General features: G+C 36.5%; 24 protein-coding genes, 3 other RNA genes and 2 riboswitches. Of the genes, 7 read left to right on the top strand and 20 right to left on the bottom strand.

Annotation, left to right across the window (positions count from 1 at the left end; translation table 11 throughout):
* Positions 1-6: 6 nt before the first annotated feature.
* Positions 7-52: riboswitch (PreQ1 riboswitch) on the bottom strand.
* A gap of 372 nt (positions 53-424) precedes the next feature.
* From BAMA_RS05195 to BAMA_RS05185, 3 genes are read left to right on the top strand one after another with little or no spacing between them, the layout of a single operon-like run.
* The gene (locus BAMA_RS05195; RefSeq protein WP_034636801.1) at positions 425-1,297 is read left to right on the top strand and encodes an aldose 1-epimerase family protein; all 873 of its coding nucleotides are present in this window, start codon (positions 425-427) and stop codon (positions 1,295-1,297) included.
* A 15-nt stretch (positions 1,298-1,312) separates the two neighbouring features.
* Positions 1,313-1,699 (top strand): reverse transcriptase-like protein, encoded by a 387-nt coding sequence (locus BAMA_RS05190; RefSeq protein WP_034636800.1) that lies wholly within the window; start codon positions 1,313-1,315, stop codon positions 1,697-1,699.
* Between the two features lie 13 nt (positions 1,700-1,712).
* Positions 1,713-2,618: a DMT family transporter gene (locus BAMA_RS05185; protein ID WP_034636798.1), complete on the top strand. Its 906-nt coding sequence runs from the start codon at positions 1,713-1,715 to the stop codon at positions 2,616-2,618.
* Between the two features lie 2 nt (positions 2,619-2,620).
* Here BAMA_RS05185 and BAMA_RS05180 read toward each other — a convergent pair whose 3' ends face one another.
* Positions 2,621-2,881, bottom strand: a complete 261-nt coding sequence (locus BAMA_RS05180) for a DUF6123 family protein (RefSeq protein WP_034636797.1) — start codon at positions 2,879-2,881, stop codon at positions 2,621-2,623.
* A gap of 139 nt (positions 2,882-3,020) precedes the next feature.
* Positions 3,021-3,164 carry an FbpB family small basic protein gene (locus BAMA_RS23795; RefSeq protein WP_084157892.1) on the bottom strand — a complete coding sequence of 48 codons (144 nt, stop codon included), beginning with the start codon at positions 3,162-3,164 and terminating at the stop codon, positions 3,021-3,023.
* Positions 3,165-3,606: 442 nt separating this feature from the next.
* On the opposite strand from BAMA_RS23795, the gene BAMA_RS05175 reads away from it, so the two are divergent.
* A complete protein-coding gene (locus BAMA_RS05175) occupies positions 3,607-3,897 on the top strand; it encodes a hypothetical protein (RefSeq protein WP_034636795.1) in 291 nt (96 codons plus the stop codon).
* A 629-nt stretch (positions 3,898-4,526) separates the two neighbouring features.
* Here the strand turns inward: BAMA_RS05175 and BAMA_RS05170 are convergent.
* Together BAMA_RS05170 and BAMA_RS05165 are read right to left on the bottom strand one after the other, a co-directional pair.
* Positions 4,527-4,721, bottom strand: coding sequence for a hypothetical protein (locus BAMA_RS05170; RefSeq protein ID WP_034636792.1), 195 nt, complete (start codon positions 4,719-4,721; stop codon positions 4,527-4,529).
* Between the two features lie 20 nt (positions 4,722-4,741).
* The gene (locus BAMA_RS05165; protein WP_034636791.1) at positions 4,742-5,608 is read right to left on the bottom strand and encodes a 5'-3' exonuclease; all 867 of its coding nucleotides are present in this window, start codon (positions 5,606-5,608) and stop codon (positions 4,742-4,744) included.
* Positions 5,609-6,011: 403 nt separating this feature from the next.
* On the opposite strand from BAMA_RS05165, the gene BAMA_RS05160 reads away from it, so the two are divergent.
* Positions 6,012-6,866 carry a hypothetical protein gene (locus BAMA_RS05160; RefSeq protein ID WP_051758866.1) on the top strand — a complete coding sequence of 285 codons (855 nt, stop codon included), beginning with the start codon at positions 6,012-6,014 and terminating at the stop codon, positions 6,864-6,866.
* A 153-nt stretch (positions 6,867-7,019) separates the two neighbouring features.
* On the opposite strand, the gene ssrS (BAMA_RS23790) is transcribed toward BAMA_RS05160, so the two are convergent.
* The 5 genes from ssrS (BAMA_RS23790) to BAMA_RS24420 form a co-directional block, all read right to left on the bottom strand.
* A non-coding RNA gene (gene ssrS, locus BAMA_RS23790) (6S RNA) lies at positions 7,020-7,204 on the bottom strand.
* Between the two features lie 20 nt (positions 7,205-7,224).
* A non-coding RNA gene (ssrS, locus tag BAMA_RS23785) (6S RNA) lies at positions 7,225-7,407 on the bottom strand.
* Positions 7,408-7,521: 114 nt separating this feature from the next.
* Entirely contained in the window at positions 7,522-8,355 is an 834-nt protein-coding gene (locus tag BAMA_RS05155) for a sulfurtransferase (RefSeq protein WP_034636790.1), read from the bottom strand.
* Position 8,356: 1 nt separating this feature from the next.
* On the bottom strand, positions 8,357-8,632 hold the full coding sequence (locus tag BAMA_RS05150) for a DUF2533 family protein (RefSeq protein WP_034636789.1): 276 nt from the start codon (positions 8,630-8,632) through the stop codon (positions 8,357-8,359).
* Positions 8,616-8,792, bottom strand: coding sequence for a hypothetical protein (locus BAMA_RS24420; RefSeq protein WP_157405954.1), 177 nt, complete (start codon positions 8,790-8,792; stop codon positions 8,616-8,618). The genes BAMA_RS05150 and BAMA_RS24420 overlap by 17 nt, the downstream gene beginning before the upstream one ends.
* Positions 8,793-8,831: 39 nt before the next feature.
* Here BAMA_RS24420 and BAMA_RS05145 point away from each other — a divergent pair, with 39 nt between their 5' ends.
* Entirely contained in the window at positions 8,832-9,086 is a 255-nt protein-coding gene (locus BAMA_RS05145; protein WP_034636788.1) for a DUF3931 domain-containing protein, read from the top strand.
* On the opposite strand, the gene BAMA_RS05140 is transcribed toward BAMA_RS05145, so the two are convergent.
* Complete coding sequence (locus tag BAMA_RS05140) at positions 9,087-12,743, bottom strand: dynamin family protein (RefSeq protein WP_034636786.1); 3,657 nt, start codon at positions 12,741-12,743, stop codon at positions 9,087-9,089.
* Between the two features lie 493 nt (positions 12,744-13,236).
* Here BAMA_RS05140 and BAMA_RS05130 point away from each other — a divergent pair, with 493 nt between their 5' ends.
* Complete coding sequence (locus tag BAMA_RS05130) at positions 13,237-14,403, top strand: DUF418 domain-containing protein (protein WP_034636784.1); 1,167 nt, start codon at positions 13,237-13,239, stop codon at positions 14,401-14,403.
* A gap of 15 nt (positions 14,404-14,418) precedes the next feature.
* Here the strand turns inward: BAMA_RS05130 and pbuX are convergent, their stop codons facing one another.
* From pbuX to BAMA_RS05085, 10 genes are all read right to left on the bottom strand, one after another.
* Positions 14,419-15,741, bottom strand: coding sequence for a xanthine permease PbuX (gene pbuX / locus BAMA_RS05125; protein WP_034636783.1), 1,323 nt, complete (start codon positions 15,739-15,741; stop codon positions 14,419-14,421).
* A 2-nt stretch (positions 15,742-15,743) separates the two neighbouring features.
* The gene (locus BAMA_RS05120; protein ID WP_034636782.1) at positions 15,744-16,337 is read right to left on the bottom strand and encodes a xanthine phosphoribosyltransferase; all 594 of its coding nucleotides are present in this window, start codon (positions 16,335-16,337) and stop codon (positions 15,744-15,746) included.
* Between the two features lie 105 nt (positions 16,338-16,442).
* Positions 16,443-16,544, bottom strand: a riboswitch (purine riboswitch).
* Between the two features lie 136 nt (positions 16,545-16,680).
* Positions 16,681-17,145: a GNAT family N-acetyltransferase gene (locus BAMA_RS05115; protein WP_034636781.1), complete on the bottom strand. Its 465-nt coding sequence runs from the start codon at positions 17,143-17,145 to the stop codon at positions 16,681-16,683.
* Positions 17,146-17,205: 60 nt separating this feature from the next.
* Positions 17,206-18,723: a carboxypeptidase M32 gene (locus BAMA_RS05110; RefSeq protein WP_034636780.1), complete on the bottom strand. Its 1,518-nt coding sequence runs from the start codon at positions 18,721-18,723 to the stop codon at positions 17,206-17,208.
* Between the two features lie 93 nt (positions 18,724-18,816).
* Positions 18,817-20,757 (bottom strand): ATP-dependent DNA helicase, encoded by a 1,941-nt coding sequence (locus tag BAMA_RS05105; RefSeq protein WP_034636779.1) that lies wholly within the window; start codon positions 20,755-20,757, stop codon positions 18,817-18,819.
* 124 nt (positions 20,758-20,881) lie between these two features.
* Complete coding sequence (locus tag BAMA_RS05100) at positions 20,882-21,067, bottom strand: DUF3921 family protein (protein WP_034636778.1); 186 nt, start codon at positions 21,065-21,067, stop codon at positions 20,882-20,884.
* Between the two features lie 62 nt (positions 21,068-21,129).
* Positions 21,130-22,266, bottom strand: coding sequence for a THUMP domain-containing class I SAM-dependent RNA methyltransferase (locus tag BAMA_RS05095; RefSeq protein WP_034636776.1), 1,137 nt, complete (start codon positions 22,264-22,266; stop codon positions 21,130-21,132).
* A 154-nt stretch (positions 22,267-22,420) separates the two neighbouring features.
* Positions 22,421-22,809: RNase P RNA component class B (gene rnpB / locus BAMA_RS23775), an RNA gene on the bottom strand.
* Between the two features lie 87 nt (positions 22,810-22,896).
* On the bottom strand, positions 22,897-23,235 hold the full coding sequence (gene gpsB / locus BAMA_RS05090) for a cell division regulator GpsB (RefSeq protein ID WP_034636773.1): 339 nt from the start codon (positions 23,233-23,235) through the stop codon (positions 22,897-22,899).
* 99 nt (positions 23,236-23,334) lie between these two features.
* Positions 23,335-23,886, bottom strand: coding sequence for an SLOG family protein (locus BAMA_RS05085; protein WP_034636770.1), 552 nt, complete (start codon positions 23,884-23,886; stop codon positions 23,335-23,337).
* Positions 23,887-23,941: the final 55 nt, after the last annotated feature.

Below are 23,941 nucleotides of genomic sequence, written 5' to 3'. Positions count from 1 at the left end.
CTGCAAATCTCCTTAGTTTTTTTTACGTGGGATGGTTTCGAACCACGAAATAATATAGCAATACCGAATGTATATTTTAAGGGAAAGTCATACATCCGTCAACTACTCTTTTCATCGTAAAACTATTCTTTTTTTACATGAGAACGTATAATAGAATAAAGTGAAACTTCACTGAGTGGAGGTTTTCTTCATCCCCCACTGAGTGTCAGCCCGACTAATCGGGCTTTCACGGGCTGTTAATGCGGGATAAAAAAGATTTGTGTTTTAAATTAAAGAGAAGGTTACTCCATGCATTGTAGCTGTCATTATCTTTGACTGTCTCACAATGTATTTTCAAACATACGGAAATAATGAGAACCTACCTACTTTATTCTCTGTTTTCATGATTTTCTACATATTTATTAATCCTAGGAGGTTCCATTTTATGATCGCTACAATTGAAAATGAAAAAGTAATTGTTTCCATCTCTGCAAAAGGTGCAGAACTACAAAGTATTCGCTTAAAAGAAGACAATACAGAATATTTATGGCAAGGAGATGCAAAGTACTGGGGAAGACGAGCTCCTGTACTATTTCCAACTGTCGGTAGGTTAGTAAACGATACCTATTTCGTTGATGGTAAATCCTATTCATTAACGCAACATGGTTTTGCTCGTGATTTAACTTTTACAATCCTAGAGCAAACGGAAACAAACATTACATATAGTGTAACAAGCAATGAAGAGACGCTACAAAAATATCCATTTGAGTTTCAATTACTTATCTCTTACACATTAGAAGAAACATCTTTACGCGTTACATATGAAGTACGAAACAAAAATAAAAACAACATGTACTTCTCAATTGGTGGGCACCCTGGATTCAATTGTCCACTTCGTGAAGGCGAGACGTTTACAGATTATTATTTATCCTTTAGTGAACAAGAAACACTTGAAACAAGCATATTAGAAGGTCCATTTCTTTCAGATAAAAAGGTTGTAATTGCTGAAGAAACGACAGAGTTACCACTTACATACGACTTATTTAAGAATGATGCACTTATTTTTGAACATATGAAAAAACAAGAAATGACAATCCGTTCTCACAATCACAATAAATTTGTGAAATTTTCCTTTGAAGGATTCCCATTTGTTGGTGTATGGACACCCGGGGAAGGTGCACCGTTTTTATGTATTGAACCATGGTATGGTATCGCTGATGAAGTAAATCCAGCAAAAGATATAACAGAAAAGAAGGGAATTCAAAAGCTACAAGCGAATGAAGCATTTACATGCCACTATGATATAACAATCGGTTAATTGGAGGTTTTTCGTTTGATTGAAGTATACATTGATGGTGCATCAAAAGGAAACCCTGGCCCGTCCGGCGCTGGGGTTTTTATTAAAGGCACTGACAAGCCCGTTTCACTATCCGTTCCACTTGGCGTTATGAGCAACCACGAAGCAGAATATCACGCTTTTTTGCTCGCATTAAAATATTGCCGGGAACATAATTATAGCATTGTATCATTTCGAACAGACTCTCAGCTTGTCGAACGTGCTGTCGAAAAGCAATACGTCAAAAATCCACTATATGCACCCCTTTTAGAAGAAGCTTTAGCACTAACAAAAGAGTTTAATCTTTTTTTTATTAAGTGGATTCCAAGCAATCAAAATAAAGTTGCAGATGAATTAGCCCGTAAAGCCATTTTGCAAAATTAAAGGAGGGATTATTGTGAAGAAAGAGTGGATTGCACCTCTTGCGTTATTATTTGTTGCCTTCATTTGGGGGGCAACATTTGTTGTCGTTCAAAATGCGATGTCTTTTGTTGGACCATTTTCCTTTAACGGGGTCCGCTTTTTATTAGCTGGATTCATTTTACTTGCTATTCAGCTCATTTTAATGAGAAAGAAACGAGAGAAACATATTGGACATAGTGCACGAGCAGGATTCATCGTTGGTTTTTTTCTATTTAGTGGCTATTTACTACAAACATTTGGGCTATTATATACAACATCATCCAAAGCAGGATTTTTAACAGGACTTAGTATCGTAATGGTGCCAGTATTGTCATTTCTTTTCTTAAAACAGAAAGTAACTATTTCCATTATACTAGGAATTACTTCCGCTACAGCCGGTCTTTTTTTTCTAACAGCTGGTGACTCTTTTAATCTAAATAAAGGAGATTTTCTCGTGCTAGGATGCGCGGTTGCGTTTGCAGCACATATATTGGTTAACGGCTACTTTTCCAAAACAATTTCTCCGCTAATGCTAAGCACAACACAAGTGTTAGCAGTTGGAATCTTTTCATCTATTTGCGCTTTTTTATTTGAAGATTGGGAAAAGTTATTCTCCACCGCATTATGGACGAATGCTTCCTTTTTATTTGCTGTTTTATTAACAGCAATTTTTGCAACATCACTTGCATTTTTCATTCAAACATCAGCACAGAAACATACCTCTCCAACACGCGTAGCAATTATTTTTGCCATGGAGCCTGTTTTTGCTGCCTTTACTGGTGTCCTTGTCGCAAATGAACAATTATCAATCGCAGCGATTTTGGGTTGCATTTGTATTTTCTTAGGCATGATTTTTGTAGAGCTTCCTCATAAACAAAAAAAAGAAGCGCAGGCTGCATAAAGTTACGCTTGTAACTTTCGCATAAAAGCCTTAGCGCTTTTTTTATCGGTAATTTCCTCTTGTTTCAAACGTTCTAATAAAGCGATGAAGTAACTTCCATCAAACTCATATTGGTGCTGAATCGTAGCCTCAATCGCAACATTCACAATGATATCTGAAGCACCTGTATATCCTTGTCCAAACATAATAAATCCTTTTGCTTCATCCGATAGCTTAAATCCTTTTGTATGTAAAAATGACAGATAATCTTGTACAGTTTGCATGATGTCCCTCGCTTCACCAAAAATCCCCTACTTTTCTATCATACATCGTTTTTCAAGTGATGAGAATAAAATTTCACGAAAAAGTCCCACCAGCTATAAAAACCGATGAGACTTTTTCATGTACTACACACCTTGTATATTACTCCATTACAGGCTTCCTATTTGATATATGCCTTTTTTCGATTTTTTCTTCGATCGCTTTTATACTATCTTTATTATTTAACAACATTTGTTTATTTTCTAGTAATAATTGTTCAAATGATTTTCTTACTCTTCTTCTCATCTTCGCTTCCTCCTCCATTGTTAGAAAACTTATGAATACATTATCTATATAAAAGATAAATAATTATCTGATAACGTAATCATAAAGGACTGTTGTGAAATCCATTTGAACTCCCAATGAAAATCGCGAATTTTTTAATAAAAATGTCCAAAGTGTGAACACTTTGGAAAAAGGAAAATACATGGTTCATCACCATAAGTCGGGGTGAAAAATAGAGAGTAGTTCACTCCACTTCGAGTGGGCGCTTCCCTCCCTATTCCCGTAGGAGTCGCCACTCTCCGTTCCGTGTATGAAAAATGATTCATTTTCAAAAAATCACCCCATGTTACGATAATGGACCAAATACATATAACTCTTTCTTATTTATAGTAAATTGTGATGATTCATTTTATAATTTAAATAATCAGAATTTTCTTTTTCTGATTCAAAGGAGGTTCTTCTTGTGAATATTTCTTTTGGAAAAATAATTAACTTAGCTGCAATAATATTGAGTTGTATAGCGTTGGCTCTAACTATTGGTTCCATATTCGGTCAGTTATCATATTTTGGATACTGGGCGCCTGCGATATGGGGTGGTTCTTTGTTAGTAGCGATTTCTGTTACAATGTTTGGTCTTAAAAAAGAGGGAAGTAAATTGGCGATAAGATTTTTAAAGATTAGCTTAGGGGCAATTGCCTTATTGTATATAGGGACTTATGTTCTTTTTATTTTGCAACCTTTCTATTTACGTTGAACTTCTCCGTTGTCATAGGATAAAGTGAAACTTCAATCAGTGGGGTTTTCTCCATCCCCCACTGATTGTTAGCTCGACCAATCGGGCTTTTATATTCAAAAGCGAAGACGACTGTTCACACGACAAGCACAAGATAAACCTTGGCGTGGCGAAGTTTGCCACAGAAAGAATTATCTTGTGGCTCGGGTGCTTAGGAGTTGTAGCTAGATTCGGGCTGTTTATCTCCCACCTAAACTCCTCTGAATCCTCTAAGTTTTGAGGTGGAAGTCTTACAGTCCGTTAATGCGGGATAAAACAAGAATCTTTACATTTTTTTCAATATACAATCCAAACTTTATGCAATCTCTACTTTAAATCCAGATAGTTTTATATTAGATGTTTAGTTAATGATATCAACTACATCTTAGAAATACGAATCGCTATAAATACTGTTGTTTATTAAGTTTTTAATTCCCTCTGTATCTAAATGCCTTTTTATCGCATATGCCTCCTTAAAAATCTCCTAACTATAAAAGAGAAGAGAACGAAGGTTTCATCAAAATAAAAAAGAAAAAACTGATCGAATCAGTTTTTTCTTAAGGTTCAGCATTGACGCTGTTTGTATAACATATGTTGATGCCGTATTCCCATTAAATTTTATCGTAAAACGTTCCATTGAAAAGTAAAACAATATCACCAATCGCACCGATACAGAAAAAGACAAAATAATAACTTGCGGTTGTGATCTCTTTATTAAACAGTTCTTTAAATGCTTGTACAAAGATTTTCTCAAACTTAAACCAACTGAGTATCCAAGCAATCAGTAAAAAAGTAATAATGGTCATCTTCTTCTAGAACCACCCTTTTACAGCATATTCACAAATATCTCTGGTCTTCCCCAATTCATCTGCTCGCAAACAAATCGTATTTTCTCTTCACTAATTGTGTGCAGACTGTCTTCTAAGGAGCAAGAAACAGGAACTTCACAATGAATTTGTGCAAGCTGTAATGATATATGAAGATTTTCTAAATCGCCTTCAACCTTTGTACGCTGTGCTTTCGTTAGAGAGGCGATATTTTCTAAAACAGCTGCAACAGTACCGTGCTCTTGAATAAATTTATAAGCTGTTTTTTCTCCAATTCCTTTTACACCTGGGTAGTTATCACTTGTATCCCCCATAAATGCTTTTGCATGAACAATTTGCCACGGTTGTACACCCTTTTCCTCTACAATTCGGTCTGGTGTATAGTGCTCATAATTTCCAATTCCTTTACGAAGGAGCATCACAGTGATGTTCGTATCGACAAGCTGTAATAAATCTGTATCTCCTGTTAAGATGACAACTTCCGCTTCTTTTTCATACGCTTTCGCTAACGTTCCAATACAATCGTCTGCTTCATAACCTTTCATTCCAATTACAGGAATAGATAAATGAGATGTCATCTCTTGTACAAGATCAAATTGTGGAATTAACTCTTCTGGCGGAGCAGCTCGGTTTGCTTTATAGTTTGAAAATGATTCTGTTCGAAACGTTGTACTTCCCATGTCCCAGCACGTTATAATGTGCGTTGGTTCTACCGCTTTCGCCGCTGTTAATAAATGCTTCATGTAACCATGGATACCATTTGTTGGTGTCCCATCTTGACGCTTCATAAATTGCCCATATACACTCGTTGCATAAAAAGCACGAAATAATAATGCCATACCATCTACTAATAATACTTTTTTCATAATACCTCTCCTATTAACAAAAATAATAACCTCACGTCATGACGTAAGGTTATATATGAATGCAATCACCATGCTACATATCTTTTTTCAACTATATCCATTATACAACGTTTTTCTCCATTTAGCATCTGAATCGCTTCTAGCCATAATTTTTAGAAAATGAATATAAGCAAGTAAGAAATGAAATATTAAAGTGAGCGCAAACGAATAAAGTGAAACTTCACTCAGTGGGGGTTTTCTTCATCCCCCACTGAGTGTCAGCCCGACCAATCGGGCTTTTACAGGCTGTTAATCTCTCACCTAACCTTCTCTGAATCCTCTAAATTTTGAGGTGGGAGTCTTACAGCTCGCAAATAGCGGGATAAATAATCAATTCAAAGCAACAGAGGAGAAATGAAAGCAAATGAAAAACAAGACAGTCTTCAAACTCTTTACTTTTATTTTTATATGTAGTTGTTTTATCCCACAACTCGTACACGCACAAAAATGGGAAGATAGTAACACACCAATTAGTTTTCAAATTGAAATGCTACCTTGGAATGAGGTTAATAAAATCATTCCAAATAAAACAAAGTTCTCCGTCATAGACGTTGAAACTGGGTCATCTTTTCAAGTTCAGCGCAGAGCGGGAAGCAACCACGCTGATGTGCAACCGTTAACAAGAAAAGATACAAAAATTATGAAGAAAATTTATAACGGAAAATGGAGTTGGAAACGAAGAGCGATTATCGTATTAACAAATGATGAGATGCTTGCAGCCTCTATGCATGGTATGCCGCACGGTGCAGGTGCACTGCAAAATAATTTCCCCGGTCATTTTTGCATTCATTTTTATGGGAGCACTACACATCGCTTGAAAAAAGAAGATTTCGCTCATAAATTGATGATATTTAAAGCAGCGGGTAAAGTTGATGAATATATAAATACGGCGCATCCTGCTGAACTGATAAAGATTTTTGAATCCGCTGTGAATCAAAATGACAAGAAAATACTACAAATGACCCTCTCCAGTACAGGGAACACTAAAGAAATCAATAAGGTTATTAAAAAGATTACAAACATAAAAATTACCATTCCCCCTGCGACGTTGGAAAAAGATATAAATTCTATTGTACGTGTTGAAATTCCTGTCAAAATAAATATGTATACAAAGGAAAACGGAAAAGAAAAAAGAAGTGGCATATTAATCATAAAAAGAAATAGCATGACTCACCACTGGGGAATTGATCAAGAGTCGATATACACATGTTTAAAATAAAGTGAAACTTCACTCAGTGGGGGGCTTCATTCCCCACTGAGTGTTAGCCCGACCAATCGGGCTTTTACGGGCTGTTTATCGATTGAGGTGGGAGTCTTACAGCACGTTAATGCGGGATAAATAAAAACCTTACGTATAAAACGTAAGGTTTTTTTAAGCCCCACATATGCCGTTCTCTCCAGATGTCCATAAACCCGCTCTCGCAGGTGGATGTTCTCACAAATACTTTCATCTTCCTTTTCGATTGAAAGGCTTGATGGCTATATTCAAATATCGAACTTCCGTATTACACTCATTGGTTTAAGACATACAAAAAATTACGTACATCGTAGGAATATAAAAGTCATGTTAAGTAAAATAAATCCCCGCATGTGCCGCCACTCGTAAATGTCCAAAAACCCGCTACTCGCAGGTGGATGCCCTCACAGCTGCCTTCATCTTCCTCCTCAGCGGAAGGCATGATGTCGGCTACTAAATATTGAGCTTCCATATTACTATCATCGGTTTTAGACATAAATAAGTACGTACACCGCAGGATTTTTATTTATTTGTCGCTATCTTATCACATTGCACGCAATGTGTAAAATAGAATGTTTTCTTCGTATTTCTTGTTGGTGTACCTATTGTAATACAAATTTTTTACGTATGCAATAGATTACTTCGCCTCTTTTTCAATTTCATTTTCAGCGTAAGAAATCCAATCACTCCAGCTTCCTGCATATAGCTTTACATCTTCAAAACCAGCCATTTTTAAGGCAAGTACATTTGGACATGCCGTTACACCTGACCCGCAGTATACAATGATTTCTTTCCCTTTTGGTAATGAAGCGAAGCGTTCTATTTGCGCTTCCTTCTCTTTAAAATACCCTTCCTCAGTAAGACCATTTTTCCAAAAGTCGTTTTTCGCTGTTGGAATATGTCCAGCTATCGGATCAACCGGTTCCTCTACTCCTGCATAACGCTTTTCTTCTCTCGAGTCAATTAGCGTCATATCTTCTTGACGAGTTATTTTCGCTTTTAATTCATCCATAGAAACCAACAAGCCGTGCTGCACAGACGGTTTAAAAACCGCCCTATTAAATGATGGAATAGCATCTGTCACTGAAAACCCACGCTCTTTCCAAGCTGGAAAACCACCATTTAATACATATACCCGTTCATGCCCTAAATATGTTAGTAACCACCAAAGACGTGATGCCATTGCGCCACCTTGGCTGTCATATGCAACCACTGTTACATTTTCATCGATTCCGGCTTTAGATAATTTCTCAGAAAGCTGTTCTACATCCGGAAGAGGATGTCTTCCACCATGCTTTGTCACTGGACTTGATAAATCTTTATTCAAATCAAAATATAATGCCGATGGAATATGTCCTTCTTCATAACTATCTTTTCCTTCGTTTTCATTTGCTAAATCAAAACGACAATCGATAACACGAACAGAAAGATCATTCATATGCTCATACAACCAGTCAACGGTCACTAACATATTAGTGACCTTCTTTCATTTTTAAGCGTTCCACATATTCCATTACCATATCTTCTGTTACAATTTTACGCTGCGGTGCAACGCCTCTCTTTGCAAGCTCATTAATTTGTGTTGTCACCATATTAATTGTTTCTACCGAAAAAGACTGCCCTTTTACAGCAAGAGATACTGCCGCTTCAATCGCTGCCTCACGCTGCGCCTCTAATTGTAAAAAAGTTGTTACAATCTCATTTTGTTTACGTGAATGTGCTGTAATTGCTTTATGTACTTCTGCCATCATTAATCCCCCTAGCATAATCCATTGTTAGCCGAATTATGTCACGACAAACAATATCATTTTCAATAATCTCTTCTTCATAATGCTTCGAAAAGTAGTCAAAATCAATACAATTTATTCGAAATCCATAAATTTGTCCGTTCTTCTTTGTTCTAAACACCCCTTGTCTTCCATAAGTAATACAAAGGAGGGATTCACCATGGACAACAATGAAAAGAAATGCAACGTCATCGCAATCGATGGAAAGAAAAAGAAAAACGGCTCATATTCCTATCCTCAGCTAATGGTAGATGAGAGAACATATGAGTTCACTTCATTCGTCTTATGCGGAGATACTCCTGATGGTAGACGACTTGTGCTTACTCATATGCTTTCTACAGATGAATTTGCTGGATTTGTAAAATCGTTAGATGCTGTCTTACAAAAGAAAATAGAACGCATCTTTTTTTCATAATTATCCTTTTATATATTTTTCAATTTCAGCCAATTCTTTTTCTAGCTGCTGTTCCTTATGTTCATAGCTTGATACATCAATTGTTTCTACTAAAGCAAATAGTAAGCTCTCATAATACTCTGTGACACGTTCTTCCATCGCTTTTTGTACCAATGTAGAACTTTCTTCCCACTCTTTCTTATAGTGACCGCTAAACAATTGCTCTTCTTCCGTTATATAATCTGTTACAAATGGATCCAGTGTTTGCTTTACCTCTTCTTGCATCGCTGCTTTATCATTTTTTTCAAAGAAACTTTTTTCATTTTTAAAATGTGATAGTGCTTTTTTAAATGGCTTTTCATCAACGTGTGGAAACGGTTCATGATGCAAAAGCTTACGATACTCATATATTACTTCTACTTGTATTGGTAAGTCTTTATTATACGTCCTACACTGCGTGCTCATTTCCGTTTGCACTTTGTGTATTGCGTCATTCATCCACTTTTCAAGTCGCAATGAAGTCGCTCTCATTTCTTGCTGTAAGTCATGCTTCATAAATACAAGTAATTCAAGTAAGCATTCTGTTAATTTTTCTTTTACATTTCCATCTGTTCTCAGTGAAGCTGGATTAATAAATTCTGTAAACACATCATTGTAACGAAGGAATAAGCGTTGTTTTACATAATACAACAGCTCTCGCAATTCATTTTGCAGCGCTTTTTCCTCTGTTACAGTGCTATAAGATGCAATCATACGAAGAAGTTCTTCTCTTGTTCCTTCATATTGTTTTCGTTTTCTTTCCTTCTCTTCATTCCCTTGCTTTGCTCCGTCAATCATATCTACAATTAACTGCTTTGCACTTTGCACAGCCCCATATACAGAATGAACCGAAACAAGCATTAAATCTTTCATCATAAATGATGTAAACGATTGTTCAAACTTTGCAATACCAGAATCCTCTAATATACCGTACATTTCTTTCTGCACTTCTCGCTCTTGCTTTTCTTCTAAAGCGCATAAACTTGAGATTGCAAATAAACGTGGGTTACGAATACCATACTGAAGTAATTGATCGGCAATATATCCTTTTACCGTTTGTAACTCCTCTTGCGACTGCGCTAAATCAGCTGCATTAATTAAGAAGAACATTTTATCAAGAGCAAACGTATCTTTTACACGTCCAAGTTGAATTAAAAACTCTCTATCCGCTCTTGAAAAGACGTGATTGTAGTAGGTAACAAATAAAATTGCATCTGCATTTTTAATATACTCAAACGCAACATCTGTATGACGGGCATTAATCGAATCTGCTCCTGGTGTATCAACAAGTGCAACACCTTGCCTTGTAAGCTCACAATCATAATATAATTCCATATACTCAACAAAGCATGACTTCTCTTCATTTGCTACATAACCTGCGAACTCGTCTAATGTGACCCGTACCTTCTCTCCTAATCGAGTGCCCGCTTCTTTATAGCCGCGCTCTACTGCTCGAAGGAAACTAAATGTTGTCTTTTGTTTCCCATTTGGTGCTGGATACTGAAGTACATCATCAATTTGCTCAAGCGCTTCTTCTAATGATGTAACATCACGATGGAACATCTTATATACTGCTTTTAAATCTTCAAATAGTGCTTCTTTTGATTTAAATTGTATAACGACCGTTCCATGCGGATTTTCAGCTGTAACAGGTAAAATTTGATTAATTGTTGCTGTCGTTGGGTTTGGAGAGACCGGCAGTACTTTTTCTCCTAATAACGCGTTTGCAAAAGATGATTTCCCTGCACTAAATGCCCCAAATAACGCAACTGTAAATTGCTTCGTTTCAATTCGTTTTCGTTTTTCCAATATTTCTTTATATACATGTCGAAGAGCTGGAACTTGCTCTAGTGTTTGCTCTACATTTTTTACATGTTCTGTAATTCGAGCGATGTTTAGTTTTGTTTCGGAAGCTACTTCTCTTATAATAGGCTCGCTTTCCTTTGTTTCCTCAGATTCCATTTGTAGCTGAAACTTCGCGCTTTTCATACTTTTTGTTGTTTGCAACACTGTTTCAACATCAATAGGTGCTGAAGCTTCAACTCTCTCTTCCCATATGTCTTGTAAATATATTTCATATCGTTCATATTCTTCCATGAATTGTATTTTCATATCTTTCGCTTGTTTTAGCGCTTCATATTCTGCTACTTCTTCTACAACTGTCTTCATTTTAAAAGCAAGCTGCTTCTGCATTGCTGGCAAGCCTTCTTCTAATATAATTTGCGCTTCACGACGATATTGTTTTTTCAATTCATCCGCCACATCTTTTGTATATTGAAGTAAGTAATCTCCCGTAAACCCAGCACCTTGCTTAATCGTTCCTTCAAGCAAATTCGTACCAAATTCAATTTTTAAATCATATACCTTATTTCCAAGTTCATCTGTAAACGAATCTTTCTCTTTCAAAAATGATGCAATATATTCCTTTACATGAAAATCTAACTGCGTTTCTACAGTTTTTTGTAAAGCATCATAAAAAGCCCGTAAACGACGGTCTTTCTCTTGCTCTGTTTTTCCTTTTGCGAATAAGAAACCAACTTTAAATTTTGTTAATTTTGTTTCTAAATATTGATTTGCTAAATCACGCATTTCAAACGGCATTAAATATGCATCATCTAAAATCTTTTGTAAACCATTAAAAAACTGCTCTTTCGCTTCATCTATTTCTCGTGCCATCCCATTGTTTTTTTCTTGTAACTTCTCTAATCTATTTACAATTTCCTGAATCGATAATGTAGATGATAGCTCTTTTTGAAACGGTTCTAATTGTTTCTCATATCCTGAAAGTACAGAAGACATATGTTCTTGTAATAAATACGCCACTTCCCGTCCCATACCAATTTTCACATATGCTTCTTTTTCTCTTACAATCGAAGAGAGAAGACTTTCAAGTTTATTTAATTCGTTATGCGAATGATTTTGCATCCGTAGTGATGTGTAAAAAATCCCATCCACTTCTATATTCCAGTTCGCAAATGATTGTGAGACACTTTGCTGATAAGCATTAAATGATAATTCATTTTCTTTATGCTTATCAATTTGATTGATAACGAGATACACCGTTTTATCACGTTGTTTCAATTCTTTTACGAACTGCAAATTCACTTCTGATTGGACATGGTTGTAGTCCATCATATAAAAAATAATATCCGCAAGGTGAAGCGTTGATTCCGTTGCTAATTGATGAGCATCATCTGTTGAATCAATACCAGGTGTATCAACAAGCACGACACCATCCGGAAGGGTTGCGTCTTCCCTGTAAATATGTATACCAATGACCTCATCTCCATCTTTACAAAGACGCTTTAATTCATCAGCAGTATACATTCCATCATATTCATACTCTTCGCCCGATTTTAATGAAACAATAACCCGACTCTCGCCTTTCTCTATTTTCACAACGTTTGCGCTCGTTGGAATTGGACTTGTTGGCAACAATTGATCTTTATATAAATAATTCATCATTGTTGATTTACCAGCAGAAAAATGCCCACAAAACGCCATCATTAGCTGCTCTTTTTTATATTTTTTCGCAACTTCTAACAGCTTTTCACTATTTTCAATGTCCCCCTGTTTCTTCCATTGTTCATAAAAACAAACGAGTTTTTGTAGACTGTTTGTTTGCACTGTATTTGTCATCCCCTCGTGCCCCTTTGTCCCAAGTTGTATTCCTCTTTTATAATACTAAATTTTCCGTATCTTCTCACTAAAAAAATCCCTTTCATTTCAACTCTGTTCTGAAATGAAAGGGATTTTATGTATTTGTATTCATTTTGTTTCTCCAATTCGTTTTCGTACATATTTTGTAATGAGGACATATGAAACCAATGTTATCGCAATACATGTATATACCATATGCTTCACTCCTCACTTTTTTGATAATAATTATCATTTTTACAAATATTTTATTATTAAGAATGTATATCCATACGAAAAATAAACGGAGGATTTCTCCTCCGTTTATGAGAAGTTTGACAATACCTGTTTTGAAGGAGGTAGTAAACTTGCTGTGCATCATTATTATAACTCCTTAACATAACCTTAATTATACTTAAAAATTGGTAAATCCTCTTCTGATATCTATCTCTCATCATTTATAATAAAAGTGCTTTAAAACAAAAGGAGGCTTTTCATGATACAAAGTATTCAAAACAACGAAAGGATTCATTCCGTCGATATTATTCGCGGCTTTGCAATCCTTGGTATTTTCCTAGTAAACTGGCCAGTAATAGCTGGGATTGAGTCGCGTGAGTTAACCGGTGTTTACGAAGGAGTAGACAGCTATATCCGTCTATTTTACGATTTATTTGTACAGACGAAATTTTATACTATTTTTTCTTTCTTATTTGGACTTGGATTTTACATTTTCATGACGCGAGCAGAAGAAAAAACAGATCGTCCAAAGCTATTATTTGTAAGACGCTTACTTGTCTTATTGTTATTTGGTTTTTTACATTATGTATTACTATGGAATGGCGATATTTTACATACGTATGCACTATGTGGATTTTTCTTATTACTCTTTTATAAACGCCAGCCCGGAACAATACTTGTTTGGGCCATTATTTTATTAGTTTTGTCCCAAATTTTCATGTTCCTAACAAGCTTAATTTTATTCTTTATCCCACCTGAAGAGCTAGGTGAATTGGCAGCGCCTGTAATTCCATTACAAGATTGGATATTACAAGTACAAGATCGTTTTACTGAATTTTATTCCGAGGCACTTCCTAGTTTTCTAATCATGTTCCCTGAAATATTAGCACTATTTTTGCTTGGTTTATATGCTGGAAAAAAAGATATATTCCGCCGCGCGAAGGAACTTGATGCACAGCTAAAGAAGTGGCAAATTATCACTTTCATCGCTTCTTTACCGATTTTAGGAATTATGATTTTCTATTTCAGTAAAGTTGATTCTTATGCACCAATGAAAATGAGTGGTCTCACAATGTTAAGTGGAAAAACATTATTTATTTTCTACATCGTCACATTGCTACGTTTACTTCAACATGAAAAATGGCAAAAAGTATTTAAACCATTCCAATATGTTGGACGTATGGCATTAACGAACTATATCTCGCAAACAGTTATTACATTACTTGTGTTCGGTTTACTCGTAAAAATGGACATTGTATTCCCGTTATGGGGCGGAACACTGTTTTGTATCGCTCTGTTTATTTTACAAATATTCATTAGCCGCTGGTGGTTAGCACACTATCAATACGGTCCTCTTGAATACGTTTGGCGCCTTGGCACATACGGAAAGAAAATGCCATTGAAAAAGAAAAGCAACATCTCGTAATGAGATGTTGCTTTTTTACGCTTCAGACACTGCTCGCTGCAATGGAACCGTTTCTTCACTTTGCTTCTTTTGTCTGCTCGGTACCATATTAAAAATAATGTTCAGCAGAACAGCCGATGCACTTCCTAACACAATTCCATTATCCGTTAAAATGCGAATGCTTTCTGGAAGCTGCGAGAATAATGTTGGTACAACTGTCACACCAAGACCAATTCCAACAGAACAAGCAACGATTAATAAATTTTCTTGTTTTGCAAAGTTTACAGCACTCAGCATTTTAATACCATACGCCATAACCATACCAAACATTGCTAACATCGCACCGCCAAGCACTGGTTTTGGAATAATTGTCGTCAAAGCTGCAATTTTTGGAATGAATCCTAATACAATTAACATTCCACCACATGTATAAATGACAACCCTGCTTCGTACACCTGTTAATTGTACAAGCCCTACATTTTGCGAATATGTCGTATACGGAAATGCATTAAATACACCGCCGAGCACCATTGCTAATCCTTCAGCACGGTAACCTTTCGTGAGTTCTTTTTCACCAATCTTTTTCTCACAAATATCAGAGAGTGCAAAATATACACCTGTTGCTTCTACAATACCAACGCACGCAACGAGAATCATCGTAATGATTGGGGCAATTTCAAAAGTTGGCGTCCCAAAATGAAACGGCTGCACCCCATGAAACCAGTTTGCATCTGCTACTGCTTGTAAACTGACTTTCCCCATCATTGCCGCAATAATTGTTCCAAATAGTAAGCCTAATAAAATAGAAATAGAACGAATAAATCCATCAAAAAAGCGGTATATCATAATGATAAATAGTAAAACACCAAATGCTAACATTAAATTTTCTAAGCTTCCAAAGTCTTTACTTCCTACACCACCAGCCATATCATTCATCGCAGCTGGTACTAATGTAATTCCAATTACCGTTACAACAGAACCCGTTACAACAGGAGGGAATAACTTAACGAGCTTTCCAAAAAGGTTTGCAAACAGTAGTACAAACAATCCGGCCGCAATAATCGCTCCATATATAGAAGACACACCATACTGTTTACCGATTGCAATCATCGGTCCAACCGCTGTAAACGTACAACCAAGCACAACTGGAAGACCAATTCCGAAGAAACGATTGGATACTGCTTGCAAAATTGTAGCAACGCCGCACATTAATAAGTCAATCGAAATTAAGTATGTTAGCTCTTGTTGATTTAAGCCTAAACCGGTTCCAACAATAAGCGGAACGATAATCGCACCAGCATACATCGCTAACATATGCTGCATACCAAGTGAGGCAACTTTTAACGGGGTGTTTTTCATCCCTATTTCACCTCCGCAGTTTCATGCGAAACGAATGTGACCGTACCATGTTCTAACGATGCAATTTCTGCTAGTGATTCAATACGAATTCCGCTTTCTCGTAATTTCTTTCCTCCATCTTGAAATGCTTTTTCAATGACAATACCAAGTCCCACCACAGTAGCACCTGCTTGTTCTACTAAACTCATTAACCCAAGTGCTGCTTGACCATTTGCTAAAAAGTCATCAATGATTAATACACGATCTCTTTCATCAATGTGATTTCTTGATAATGAGATTTCGTTCGTTTCTTGCTTTGTATAAGAATATACTTTTGCCGTATACATATTATCTTGTAACGTTAATGATTTACGTTTTCTAGCAAATACAACTTTCACACCGAGCTCAAGCGCCGCCATAACAGCTGGTGCAATACCTGATGATTCAATTGTTACAACTTTTGTTATGTTTGCTTCTTTAAAACGCTCTGCAAACTCTTTTCCAATTTCTCGCATAAGCACTGGATCAATTTGATGATTTAAAAATGCATCCACTTTTAACACATCATCAGATAATACATTTCCTTCTTGTAAAATTTTCTCTTGTAATAATTTCATGGTAAGTCCCCCTCTTATGCAAATAAAAAACTCCAAAAGCCGCCACCACTCGTTACAAGTGAGAGACGTACTTTTGGAGTTTTGCAAAAGATATGAAACTACAAAAATATATTCGTCCTCACTCATAGTCAAAGCATTTACGGTGCTTCGGTAGAAACTTGCAGGCCATATTCCCGCGATTATATGAGTGTCGCTAACTTATTCAGTTATTTATAGAAGGATTATAACGTAGTCTTCTTACTTTGAAAAGCTTTTTTTAAGAAAAAGACGTACAAAATAAGAATTTCTTTACATTTTGTTCGTTTTCTGAAAATACATACAACAGTCTACTAACTGTTCTTTCTTAGCATGTATACATCATCTTTATAAATTCAAACCGACTTCCATTCGTTTGTTGCACAAACGTCCCAACTATTTCAAAGCCCGCTTTCTCATATACTTTTATCGCTCGTTCATTAAACGCCGCTACAGACAACGTTAAAAATTTCGGATTATATTTTCTCATACTAAACATCATCCCAGCTTTCACAAAAGAGAGTCCTTTTCCACTCCCTGTTAAACTCGGTGCCATACCAAGTCCCATGTCAATAATATTATCTTTTGCTTGATAAAAAGAAAAAAATCCAACAAGCTCTCCCTTATCCATAACCGTAAAGTATTGATCTCCACGCATTTCACTATTCAAAAACTCAGCTAAATCTTCTTCATCTGCTTCCATATTGTAAAACGCATATTTCCCGTCGTAGTGCCAATGGTATGCGATATGCTCCGCTTGCTTTTCTGTCATCTTTTGAAACGTGTATGGCATGCTACCACTCCTTTATCGAATATAAAAAGGGCGAATAAAGTTCCGCCCTTTTTACGCCTTTTATAATTTATAAATCTCTTTATACTTCGCTTCTAAGTAATCAGCTAAATAATTTGCATTTAGCCCTTCACCTGTTACATCTTGTAAAATTTCTAACGGTTTTTTCGTTTTACCATATTGATGAATATTGTTTGTTAACCATTCACGGATTGGCGCGACATTTCCTTCTTCTAACAACATATCAAAGTTTGGAATTTCTTCTAGCATCTTATGCTTAAACTGCGCTGCGTACATGTAGCCAAGTGCATAAGATGGGAAGTAACCAAATGATCCATCAGACCAGTGCACGTCTTGCAGTACACCTTGCGCATCATTTTCTGGGCGAATTCCTAGGTAACTCTCCATTTTATCATTCCAAGCAGTTGGTAAATCTTTCACTTCCAATGTACCATCAAATAACTCTTTTTCTAACTCATAACGAACCATAATATGAAGCGGATATGTTAATTCATCTGCTTCAATACGAATGTAAGATGGTTTTGATTCATTAATTGCATCGTAAAAATCATCTACAGACAAACCTGCAAACTGATCGCCCGCATATTGCCCCAGTAAATCATAGTTTTTCTTCCAAAATGACTTATTGCGACCAATGAAGTTTTCAAAGAATAACGATTGTGACTCATGGATCCCCATTGATGTTCCGTCACAAAGCGGTGTACCTTCTAATTCTTTTGAAATATTTTGTTCATACACAGCGTGGCCACACTCATGAATTGTACCAAACACCGCCATACGAAAATCCTTTTCATCATAACGCGTTGTAATACGAACATCACCGCGGTTTAATGTAATAGCAAATGGATGCACCGTTTCATCTAAGCGCCCTGCACCGAAGTTATATTGTAACTGCTCCAATAACTGCAAGCTGAATTCTTTTTGTTTCTCTTTTGAAAAATGTTTAAATAACACGTCTGTTTTTAACTGCTTATCAGACTTTGCAATGTCTTGTACAAGCGGTACAATACGCTCCCGCAATTGTCCAAATACACGGTCTAACACTTCTACCGTCACACCTGGCTCGTACATGTCTAATAATGTATTATACTTATATGTTTCATAGCCCCAATATGTAATAAATTTCTTTTTAAATTCAACAATTTTCTCTAAGTATGGGCGGAACATTTCAAAATCAGACTGATCACGCGCTTCTTCCCATACACTCTCCGCTTTTGCTTGTAACTTTACAAACTCTTCGTATTCATTCTTTGGAATCTTCTCATTACGATCGTACTCTTTGCGGCATTCTTCAACAATTTTTCTCGTCGTTTCAGACACTTTGCCTTCCGCAATTAAAGATTCTAATCCCGTAATATACGATAGCATCTCCTTTGATGTAGACATTTCAAATACTTCTGTCGAAAGCATACCAATTACTTCAGAACGCTGATCCACACCTTGCTTCGGTGCGCCTGTATGTAAATCCCAAAAGATAAGATTTAGCGCTTCCTCATAATTCATCATCTTCTTTACGTAAGCTAAAAACTGTGTTTCCATTTCATGTACAACTGCTGTCATATGTAAAAGCCCTCCTTTTTTACCCTCATTTCCTATTCGACAGAAACATTATAATTCCTTCTAAAATAGAAATAAGCTTGGCATACGCCAAGCTTATTGTAACACTTTCCCTTCAACAGGAAGTACGCGCTTTACAGGTTCGATTACTTTTTCATCTTCATTTTCCGATAAGAATAATGAAATATAACCACTATCTTCACTTGTACGAATTAAACGACCAATTCCTTGACGAAGACGTAAAATCATATATGGTACATCAACATCCCAAAATGGATCGTTCACATGCTTGCGCTTCGCTTCAAACACAGGATCGTTTGGAGGGAATGGAAGTGACCAAATGATTACATGAGATAGAGATGAACCTGGGATATCTAATCCTTCCCATAAGTGTACGGCACATAGTACTGTTTCTTCTTCATTTTGGAAACGAGAAACGAGCTGACTAATTTCTTGATCGCCTTCATATAAAAATGGTACTGACATTTGTTCTTTACTTACATATTCTTTAAACGCAGATAACTCTTCCTTCGTGCGGAATAAAATTAACGTGCGACCATTTGTCTTTTGAATTTCCTCTAATGCGTACTGACATTTTCTTTCCCATGCATGTTCTTCTGCATACGTTGGTAAATATACCTTCATTTGCTCTTCATATTCAAATGGAGATGCAACTGAGAATGATAAATAATCTTTTACCCCTAAACTATTTGCAATAAATGAGAACGATTCATTTTCTGATAATGTTGCTGAAGAGAAAATGTAAGGAATTTTTTTCGAGAATACTTTCTCTTGTAACACTTCCTCTACTGCACGCGGCATAATTACTAACGTGAAGGAATCATCATTTTCTTCTCCCCACGTAATAACATTTTTCTCATGCATAAATAAGCGAAGTGAATGTTCTAATACGTCTAAATGCTCATCGACAATGTTTAAATCGTATGTGTTTACTGTATGCATTTCGCTCTCGAACACAAGAGCATCTCCAACTTCCCCAATTTTTGCATAAAGCGCCTTAGCTTCTTTCGTAATTTTTTCTGATAGCGTCACTTTCAGGCGATCAGATCCCGAAATTTCTTCTACACTTTCCTTTAACGCATCAAAGAAGCGTTCTGTTTGTAAAATTGTTTCTTCCACTAAATGAGCAAATTCTTCACGAATATCATTTTGCAATAAACGTGTTAATAATTGCTCCATCATCGTTTGTTTCAAACGATATGTTAACGCTTTTTGTGCTGCATATTCTACTAAATGTCCTTCGTCAAAAATAACGCAGCTACTCTCTGGAAGAAGTGGAATTTGCCCTTCACGTTTACGGGCATCATATGTCCAAATATGATCCATATAGAAGTCTTGTGAACAAACAATTAAGTCTGCAGCTTTTCGGTAATGTTCACGTGATAATGTTTGCCCGCAGCGATGGCGTGATTCACATGTGAAACAATCTTGGAAATAGTCCCAAGATACTTTTGACCATTCTTCATCATTTAATGCTGGATATTCTTTACGATCTCCGTAATGAGTAAAGTTTTGCATCGTTCCATGATCAAAAACGAACTGTGGCAATTCATAATATAAATCTTCAATCACTTCTGGAGCTCGTCCGCTCATAACATCTTCTAATTTTTGTAAACATAAATAGTTATCCATCGATTTCGCTAATCTCACATCTACTGATAAACCTAATGCTTTCGATAACTTTGCAATATCGCCTTCTTCTTTTACAAGCTGCTCAATTAACGTTTCATCAGCACACGCGATAATTGCCGGCTTCCCTGTATAACGAGCGTAACAAATTGCATATAAAAGATATACAATTGTTTTCCCTGTTCCTACGCCAGCTTCTGCAAACATGACTTTCTTTTCTTGAAATGCTCTTTCTAATTGGAATGCCATAAAGATTTGCTCGTCACGCTCTTCAAATCCCTTTTCTGGCAAAATGTCATAAAAGACATCTCCAATCCATTCATTTAATTTATCATAAAAATTATCTTGCTTTCCAACTTCAAATGGCAACCTTTGCTTCGTAAACATCCTGACCCTCCAGCAACAAATTTTCTATCATAAAAGATGGAGCAACTGTAAAAACACAGCTGCCAGCCCCCCTGATCCATCTTAATGAGCGTAAAAAAGTTTTCCTGGAACCCAGGAAAACTTTTTAGCGTATTAATGATTGTAAATAACGCTTATCTATTAGCGTGTCGTATGATAGTGCTGATAAATATTCATCTTGCGCTCGTTCGATTCCTTCAGCAGCTATCCCTTGATTTATCATTTCTTTTTCTAGTTCGTCGCTCGTTCTATGAATGGCTTTTTGAATCATTGCAAATTGCGAACCGTCCATATCACTGCCTCCTTTAGATTATCGCATAATAACAAGTATATGCGCGCTAAAGAAGTTTTATACTACACGCGTGGCGGACGCTTTCCAAAGTATTGATAATAATCAGTACGAATAAACCCGTTAAATAACTTACGCTTTTTGGAAGCATCTTGACCATAACATTTTTCAAATGCTTCATAGCTCGTTAATAAGTATAAAGACCACGTATCAAGCGGGCGGAATACTTCACCAAGCTCTTTATATAACTGCTCCACAAGAGGCTTATCACTTAAACGTTCTCCGTATGGAGGATTCGTGACTACATATCCATATTCCTCTTTTGTTGTGAAATCTTTTACTTGCATTTGCTTAAATGTAATCAAATCACTAAGTCCAACTTCATCGGCATTATCTTGTGCTACGCGTACCATACGGTGATCGACATCGGAACCGATAATTTGCAGTGGTTGATCATATTTCGCTAAATCTTCAGCTTCTTGACGAGCTTCGTCCCAGTTTTGTTTACCAATCCACCCCCACTCATCAGAAGCGAACTCACGGTTAAATCCTGGAGCAATGTTTTGGCCAATTAATGCTGCTTCGATTGGAATTGTCCCAGAACCACAGAATGGATCCACAAATGGACGGTCTGGCTTCCAATTCGTTAGCTTAATTAAAGATGCCGCTAATGTTTCTTTCAATGGTGCTTCACCTTGTCCAACGCGGTAACCACGCTTATGAAGTCCAACACCACTCGCATCAATTGTAAGTGTTGCCACATCTTTTAATAGCGCTACTTCAATGCGGAATAACGGGCCATTTTCTTCAAACCACGTTGTGCGCTTATATGTGCTCTTCATTTTTTCTACAACTGCTTTTTTTACGATACGTTGACAGTCTGGCACACTAAACAATGTAGATTTGATCGACTTACCAATTACCGGAAACTCTCCATTTTCAGGAATGTAATCGCCCCAATTTAATGCTTTTGTTTTTTCAAACAATTCATCAAACGTTGTCGCTTTAAACTCTCCAACTTTAATCTTTACACGATCTGCTGTACGCAGCCATAAATTACTGCGACAAATCGCTTTCTCATCTGCTTCAAATATTACTTTTCCGTTCTCTACTTGACACTCATAGCCAAGATCACGAACTTCTCTCGCAACAAGGGCCTCAATCCCCATTGCTGCTGTTGCAATTAAAGTGATTTTTCCCATTTTCATTCTCCTTATATGTATCATCGTTTAAAATGATGGAGTTTTCTCATAGAGATGTCTTTACCATTCTAACTCACAATTCAATACTTCATACAAATAAAAAGCCCTCCTCTTGCAAAGGAGAGCTGATCAATTACATAGTTGGTTCATAACGTTTTGTAAGCCATGTTCTGTTCCTTTGTACTACAAACGGCCCACGCCTCGTACTCCGGTGGCAATCATCTATCTACAGAGAGAAAACTCTGTCCTTTTCCATCGTTCATTTCCTTGGAAAAGATTCCCCTACCATAATTTGGGTTTCTCGCTCGTGGGGTTTACCTCGTTCCACTCCCATCATTTCTTCTGGGACTTCGTCACTGTGGCACTTTAAAGGTAGTCAAGCCATATCCAAAGGACTTAGGCTTTTTCCCTGCCGTTAATCCAGCTTAACGCCAGAATACCCTAGCTTATGAATTCGCTAGGCACGAACACTACGACCATCTCAGGTCGTGCGAGCATGGACTTTCCTCTACAACATTTAAGTTGCAGCGATTACCCAAACGTTATGACAACCATTAGTATAGTAGAAACAAATCAATTTTGCAACGTTTTTTCGATGTAAAATGCTACAAATTTATTTAGTTTCTTCTATTATTCGTATAACTTGCTACCAAATACAGCTTTTTCTAGATTAGATAGACGTTTTAAAATGTCCGTATTTGTATTGTTGTACATTGGTTGTGGAGCTGGAGTAGCAACAGGCTGCACTACTTGATTTTGTGTTGCAACTGCTTTTTGTTGTTCCACTTCTTGTTTTAGACGGGCATTTTGTTGCTGTAATTGCTCAATTTCTTTATGGAATGCCTCATAGTCTTTAATGATCGTGTCTAAAAATTTATCAACTTCCTCTTGTTGATAACCACGCATTCCAATTTTAAATTCTTTTTCTAAAATGTCTTTTGCTGTTAATTTAATTTTATCCGAAATCATTTTTCCACCTCAAGTCTTTACGAAAACATTCATTACTTAAATTTTTTCAGAAACCATCTTTTTTGTCAACAACTTCCCTTATTATGAACAATGTTTTTATTACTCATTTTTCCACTGCTCCTCTTCTATTATATCTTGTAAATCTGAAAATGAAATGAAAGAACAGCGATAATTTTCTAACTCTGCCTTTTTCTTTGCTGCAGCCGCCATATATTTTGGACTTCCTGGCTTTTCTTCATCATAAAGGGCTAACAGTGCATCACTTTTCTCAATAAAAAATTGTGTCTTCAGTCGAAACTGTTCTGGATTCTCATATTTTCGTTTCGTAATACTATCAATATGATCAGCTTGCGATAAAATAAACTCATAATATTCTTTATTTTTTTCGTTCCAATTCTCCTCCTGTTCGAGAAATGGTGTAAATACACCAAGCTTTAAATCCGGATATTCCATTTGTAAATCAAAAACCACTTCGGCAGCCCATAACTCCACCCCTAATTGCCCACTAATAATAACCCACTCTATCCCTTCTTCAACAAAAGAAAGAAGCCGTTTATAAATCGCCTTTTTTATGTATTCTACGCCGGGATGATCATTTGAAAATGCACCGATTTCAAATGGCTTATATCCTGTTATGGCTACAACTTTCATTTCAACACACCTTTCACGAAAGAAAAGAACTAGCACAGCACTAGTTCTTTTTTCA

The organism is Bacillus manliponensis (assembly GCF_000712595.1).
Classification (GTDB): domain Bacteria; phylum Bacillota; class Bacilli; order Bacillales; family Bacillaceae_G; genus Bacillus_A; species Bacillus_A manliponensis.
Note: the sequence above shows the minus strand (reverse complement) of the source record. Positions and strands in the feature narration are given on the sequence as shown.

Bases quoted from the DNA above. Each gene is read 5' to 3' on its own strand.
- BAMA_RS05160 (WP_051758866.1), top strand. From the start codon at position 6,012: ATGAAAAACAAGACAGTCTTCAAACTCTTTACTTTTATTTTTATATGT.
- gpsB (WP_034636773.1), bottom strand. From the start codon at position 23,235: ATGATTTCGGATAAAATTAAATTAACAGCAAAAGACATTTTAGAAAAA.
- BAMA_RS23795 (WP_084157892.1), bottom strand. From the start codon at position 3,164: ATGAGAAGAAGAGTAAGAAAATCATTTGAACAATTATTACTAGAAAAT.
- BAMA_RS05100 (WP_034636778.1), bottom strand. From the start codon at position 21,067: ATGGACGGTTCGCAATTTGCAATGATTCAAAAAGCCATTCATAGAACG.
- BAMA_RS05140 (WP_034636786.1), bottom strand. From the start codon at position 12,743: ATGACAAATACAGTGCAAACAAACAGTCTACAAAAACTCGTTTGTTTT.
- BAMA_RS05155 (WP_034636790.1), bottom strand. From the start codon at position 8,355: ATGTTAGTGACCGTTGACTGGTTGTATGAGCATATGAATGATCTTTCT.
- BAMA_RS05195 (WP_034636801.1), top strand. From the start codon at position 425: ATGATCGCTACAATTGAAAATGAAAAAGTAATTGTTTCCATCTCTGCA.
- BAMA_RS05105 (WP_034636779.1), bottom strand. From the start codon at position 20,757: ATGTTTACGAAGCAAAGGTTGCCATTTGAAGTTGGAAAGCAAGATAAT.
- BAMA_RS05165 (WP_034636791.1), bottom strand. From the start codon at position 5,608: ATGAAAAAAGTATTATTAGTAGATGGTATGGCATTATTATTTCGTGCT.
- BAMA_RS05180 (WP_034636797.1), bottom strand. From the start codon at position 2,881: ATGCAAACTGTACAAGATTATCTGTCATTTTTACATACAAAAGGATTT.
- BAMA_RS05120 (WP_034636782.1), bottom strand. From the start codon at position 16,337: ATGAAATTATTACAAGAGAAAATTTTACAAGAAGGAAATGTATTATCT.
- BAMA_RS05145 (WP_034636788.1), top strand. From the start codon at position 8,832: ATGGACAACAATGAAAAGAAATGCAACGTCATCGCAATCGATGGAAAG.
- BAMA_RS05150 (WP_034636789.1), bottom strand. From the start codon at position 8,632: ATGGCAGAAGTACATAAAGCAATTACAGCACATTCACGTAAACAAAAT.
- BAMA_RS05130 (WP_034636784.1), top strand. From the start codon at position 13,237: ATGATACAAAGTATTCAAAACAACGAAAGGATTCATTCCGTCGATATT.
- BAMA_RS05095 (WP_034636776.1), bottom strand. From the start codon at position 22,266: ATGGGAAAAATCACTTTAATTGCAACAGCAGCAATGGGGATTGAGGCC.
- pbuX (WP_034636783.1), bottom strand. From the start codon at position 15,741: ATGAAAAACACCCCGTTAAAAGTTGCCTCACTTGGTATGCAGCATATG.
- BAMA_RS05170 (WP_034636792.1), bottom strand. From the start codon at position 4,721: ATGACCATTATTACTTTTTTACTGATTGCTTGGATACTCAGTTGGTTT.
- BAMA_RS05115 (WP_034636781.1), bottom strand. From the start codon at position 17,145: ATGCCATACACGTTTCAAAAGATGACAGAAAAGCAAGCGGAGCATATC.
- BAMA_RS05085 (WP_034636770.1), bottom strand. From the start codon at position 23,886: ATGAAAGTTGTAGCCATAACAGGATATAAGCCATTTGAAATCGGTGCA.
- BAMA_RS05110 (WP_034636780.1), bottom strand. From the start codon at position 18,723: ATGACAGCAGTTGTACATGAAATGGAAACACAGTTTTTAGCTTACGTA.